This is a genomic window from Kitasatospora sp. NPDC059827 (assembly GCF_042731675.1).
Lineage (GTDB): Bacteria > Actinomycetota > Actinomycetes > Streptomycetales > Streptomycetaceae > Kitasatospora.
On sequence record NZ_JBHWIV010000078.1, the window covers coordinates 35,900 to 41,210 of the forward strand.

At 75.8% G+C, this 5,311-nt stretch carries 1 protein-coding gene; it reads right to left on the reverse strand.

Features of this window, described 5'->3' with window-relative positions:
* Positions 1-39: 39 nt before the first annotated feature.
* Positions 40-5,311: amino acid adenylation domain-containing protein (locus ACFV8H_RS33145; protein ID WP_380407345.1), on the reverse strand; the 5,272-nt coding region annotated here is incomplete at its 5' end.

Genomic DNA, 5,311 nt, shown 5'->3' on the forward strand with positions numbered 1-5,311 from the left:
CGGGCGTCTCCGGTCGTCGCGTGGTGTCGCTCGGTGGGGTCATCGGGCAGCACGCCGTCGGCGCTGGATCCGGGGGCGTTCGGCCGCCCGGTCACCGGCGGGCGGTTCACGCCGTTCGATCTCCGCGGCGAGCCCGGCCACGGTGGCGGTGGCGAACAGGTCGCGCAGCCGCAGGTCCCGGGCGAAGGCCCGGTTGACCCGGGTGATCAGCCGGGTGGCCAGCAGGGAGTGGCCGCCCAGCCGGACGAAGTCGTCGTGCACGCCGACGCGTTCCACCCCGAGCAGGTCGGCCCAGAGCTCGCACAGCCGCCGTTCGGCGTCGTTGCGTGGCGCCACGTACTCGTCACCGGCCGGTGCCGAGCGGGGGTCGGGCAGCCGCCTGCGGTCGACCTTGCCGTTGGGGGTGAGCGGCAGCGCCTCCAGCAGCACCAGCTGGGTCGGCACCGCGGCTTCGGGCAGCTCGGCGGCCAGGGCCGCTCGGAGTTCGGCGGCCAGGCCGCGCTCCAGCTCCGCCAGCAGCGGCGTGTTGGTCGGGCGGTCGCGGCGCGGCGCCACCGGGACGTCGGGCACGCCCGCCAGGGTGTGCGGGACGAAGGCCACGTCGAACGCGCCGAGCGGGTGCTCGGCGGCCCAACTGGCGTGGGCCCGGTAGCCGTACCGCTCCGCGAGGGCGCTGAGCACCTCGACGTCCGCCTCCGGCGCCTCGGTGCCGTCGGCCTCGCCACCGAGGAGGAGCCGTTCCCGGGCCAGCCGCGCGTTGGCGACCCGGCGCAGACCGAACGCCGCTCCGGTGCCGAACCGGCGCTCCAGCTCGGCGAGTTCGAGCGGCCCGGCGCCCCCGTCGGTCCCGTCGGTCAGGTCAATCCAGTCGACCTCGACGGTCGGGGCGGTCGCGCCGACGTGCAGCACCGCGTCGTAGCGGAAGCGGGTCAACTCGTTGTGGACGGCTCCCCGGCGCAGCAGCACCTCGGCCCGGGTGACGCCGAGCTCCGCCAGACCGGTGAAGTAGCCCGGGGCGAGCAGGAGTTCCTTCTCCTGCGACCGTCCGTGCGCCACCGCCTCGTCGACCGTCGAACCCGCCAGGGTGCCGCGGTGGTCGGCGACCGAGGCGTACATCGCGGCGGCCAGGTCGAGGTGCCGTACGTCGCCGACCAGCACCAGGCCCGCCCCGTCGAGCACCGCGACGGCCCCGGTGAGCACCTGGTCGAGGTAGGCGCGGCTGGGGAAGTACTGGACGACCGAGTTGAGCACCACCAGGTCGAAGCGCTCGTCGCCGAGCCGGCTCAGGTCGTCGGCCGGGGCCTGCACCAACCGCACGTCGCAGCCCGCGAGTTCGGGTGCGGACAGCACACCTTCGCGGACCCGGTCGAGGGCCGCGGCGGACACGTCGGTGCCCACGTAGCGGTCGCAGTGCGGGGCCAGGCGGCCCAGCAGGAGGCCGGTGCCGCAGCCGATCTCCAGGATCCGCCGGGCGCCCAGCGACCGGATCCGCTCGACCGTGGTGTCGATCCATTCCCGCATCTCGCCGTCCGGCATCGGCTCGCCGGTGTAACTGCTGTTCCACCCGGCCAGGTTGAGCAGTCCGGGGGCGGCTTCGGCAGCCTCGGCACCGTCGTCGGCATCGTCGGCGCCGGAGTAGACCGAGGACCAGACGTCCTCCCAGTGGGCCACCTGGGCGCGGTGCAGTGCGGCCGAGCGCCGGGCGAGCGCGCCGGCGGCGAGCGTGAAGTAGCCGACGAGCTCCCCGCCGCGCTCCGGGTGGCGGTGCAGCGCGGCGATCCCCTTGCCGACGTCCGGGTGCCGTTCGAGGAGGTTCTCGACCTCGCCGAGTTCGATCCGGTGCCCGCGGATCTTGACCTGGTGGTCGAGGCGTCCGAGGTACTCGACCCGGCCGTGCTCGTCGATCCGGGCGAGGTCGCCGGTCCGGTACATCGGGCCGCCGTCGGCGGGGTCGCGGACGAAGCGCTCGGCGGTCAGTCCGGGCCGGTCGCGGTAGCCGGCCGCCACGCCGCCGCCGGCGATGCACAACTCCCCGGCCACGCCGCGCGGTACGGGGGCCAGGTGGGCGTCCAGCACGTACATCCGGGTGTCGGCGGTGGGCGTGCCGAGCCGGACCGGCTCGCCCGGCTCGACCCGGGCGCAGGAGGACCAGACGGTCGTCTCGGTGGGGCCGTACATGTTCCACAGTTCGCGGCAGGCGGCCCGCAGCGGCGCCACCAGCGGGCCGGGCAGCGGTTCGCCACCGCACAGGGCCCTGAGGTCGGCCTTCCCGCGCCAGCCCGCGTCCAGCAGTTGCGCCCACTGGGACGGGGTCGCCTGCATGACCGTGATGTCGTGCGCATCCAGCCGGTCGGCCAGGGCCAGCGGGTCCCGCGTGACGGCGTCCGGGGCGACCACCACCCGGGCGCCCTGGCGCAGCGGCAGGAACAGCTCCAGGGCCGCGATGTCGAAGCCGACGGCGGTGGTGGCGAGCAGCCGGTCGGCGGCCCCGAGGCCGGGGCTCCCGGCCATCCCCGCCAGCAGGTTGTCCAGGTTGCGGTGCCGGACCAGGACGCCCTTCGGCCGCCCGGTGGAGCCGGAGGTGTGGATCAGGTAGGCGGCCGACTCCGGGTCGGGTGTCGGGGCGGCGCCGGTCCACGGGGTGCGCGCGGGCGTGATCCCGTCCAGGTCCAGCGTGCGGGTGCCCGCGGGCAGCGTGTCGCGGGTGTCCGCGTCGCAGAGCACCAGGGCGGCCCCGCCGTCGTCGAGCAGGAAGCGTTCGCGGTCGGCCGGGGCCCGGCCGTCGAGCGGGAGGTAGGCGGCTCCGGCCGCCATGACGCCCAGCAGGGCCGCGGGCAGCCGGGCGTCCCGGCGCACCTTCACCCCGACCACGTCGCCGGGGCCCGCGCCCGCCTCCCGCAGGGCGGCCGCGACGGCCGCGGTCAGCTCGGCCAGCTCGCGGTAGCCGAGGGTGCGCGTGGCGTCCGTGACCGCCGGGGCGTCCGGGGTGCGGGCCGCGTGCTCCCACACCCGGTCGAGGAGCGCGGCCCGGTCGGCCGGCGGCGGGCCGGCCAGGGCGAGGCCGTCCCGTTCGGCGGCGTCCAGCAGGGTTGCCTGGTACGGGGCGTCGCCGGACCGGGCCATGGCCGTCAGCGCCGCCAGGTAGTAGCGGCCGAAGTCGTCGATCTGCTCGGCGGTGAAGCAGTCCGGATCGTGGGCGAGGGTGAGTTCGCTGTCGTACGGCCAGCCGCGGTAGAAGGTGGCGCAGAGCGCGAAGTTCATCACGTCGCGGTGCTCCATCCCGCGGATCCGCACCGCCCGCAGCTGCTCGGCGGCCCGGGTGTAGACGTGGAAGTCCACGTAGTTGAACGCGACGTCGAACAGGCCGCCCGAGACGCAGTGCCGCTTGATCTCCGAGACGGGGTACCGGCGGTGCGGCACGACGGCGAGTTCGGTGTCCGCGACCGCGCGCACCAGGTCCCGCCACCGGCCGCCGCGCAGGTCGAGCCGCAGCGGGACGGCGTTGAGGAACAGGCCGACCACCCGGTCCGCGTCCAGGGTCTCCGGACGGCCGTTCATGACGACCCCCGAGACCACGTCCGTCTGCCCGCAGATCATCGACAGCACCCGGAAGTGGGCCGCCAGGAAGAGCTGCCGGACCGGCACGTCCAGCTCCGCGGCGAGCGCGTCCAGCGCGCCCACCAGCTCCCGGGGAAGCGCGTACCTGCGCAGCTCGCGGGTGCCGAGGCGGTCGGCGTCCCGCAGCGGGCGGCGGGTGGGCAGCCGTACGGTCTCGGCGTCGCCCAGGTAGGAGGACCAGAACGCCCGCTGCTCCGGGTCGGCCACCGCGGCGCGTTCCAGCGCGACGAACTCGGCGTAGTCGGCCCGGGGCGCCGCGATCGGCTCGCCCTCCCCGGTGAGCCGCCGCTGGTAGTCGAGCAGCAGCTCGGTGACCATCGACGCCAGGCTCCAGCCGTCGGCGATCGCGTGGTGGAGCCGCAGCCCGACGGCGAACCGGTCCTCGTCCAGGAGCATGACGTCCACGGTGAACAGCGGCGCCCGCTGGGCGTCGAAGGGCGCCGAGAGGTCGTCCCGCCAGTCCGTCAGGCGCCGGCGCCGCACGGCGGCCGGCACCGCCCGCCAGTCCGCCACCGTCAGCGCGGGCTCGACGGCCCGCTCGACCAGTTGCAGCGGCTCCCGGAAGGCGGCCAACTCGAAGCGGGCCCGGAGGAGGGGGTGGCGCTCGACCAGCCCGGCGAGCGCGGCACGGAACGCCTCCGTGGCGAAGCGGCCCTCGATCTCGTAGACGAAGGCGTCCCAGTACATCGCGCCGGTCCGGTCGAGCTGGGTGTGGTAGACCATGCCGGACTGCAGGGTGGTCAGCGGGAACGCGCTCTCGATCCCCGCCGGGAGGGCGCGCCGATCGGCCTCCGTCAGCAGCTCGGAGCCGGGGCGGCCGCCGGACCCGGCGGGGCTCGACGCACCGGAGGGGGCAGCGGAGGCGGAACCGTCGACGGTGGCCGTCCGGCCGGCGGTGGCCGCGAAGTCGCGCAGCCTGGGCGTGCGGAGCAGGTCGCGCAGCTCCACCGTCCAGCCGGCCTCGCGGGCCAGCGCCAGCACCCGGAGGCTGAGGATCGAGTCGCCGCCGAGGGCGAAGAAGCTGTCGTCGCGTCCGACGGCCTCCGCCCGGAGGACTTCGCGCCAGACCTGGGCCATCGCGTGCTCGGCCTCGGTCCGGGGGCGGGCGTCGGGCGGGGTGTCGGGCGCGGGATCGGTAGCGGGATCGGTAGCGGGATCGGTAGCGGATGCGGTAGCGGTTGCGGCTGCCTCGGGTTCCTGCTCGGAGGGCACCCGGGCGTCCAGCACGCCGAGGTGCTCGACCGTCCCGTCGGGGCGCAGCCGGGCCCGTTGCCCGGTGCGCATCAGCCACTGCCCCTCGGCCCACGGGGCCTGCACGAGCTGGCCCGCCGGCTCCCGCCCGGACGACTCCTGGCCCGCCGGCACGATCCCGGCCAGGCACAGCTCCCCCGGAGCGCCGTGCGGCACCGGGGCCAACGTCCGGTCCAGCACGTACAACCGCGCGTTCCCGGGGGGCTGTTCCACGTCGCGGGCCGGTGCGCCGGGCAGCTCCGGGAGGAGGTCGGAGGCGCCGTCCGCCCACAGCCCGATCAGGCGCTCGAAGAGTCCGCTCACCCCCTCCGCCCGGAAGGCGCTGACGGCGCCGCGCGCGAAGGCGAAGAGCACCTCGCAGCCGCCGTCCCGGCCCTCCAGCACGTTGACGGTGACCGGGTACTCGGTCGTCTCCAGCGTCTCGCCGGCGACCACCGACAGC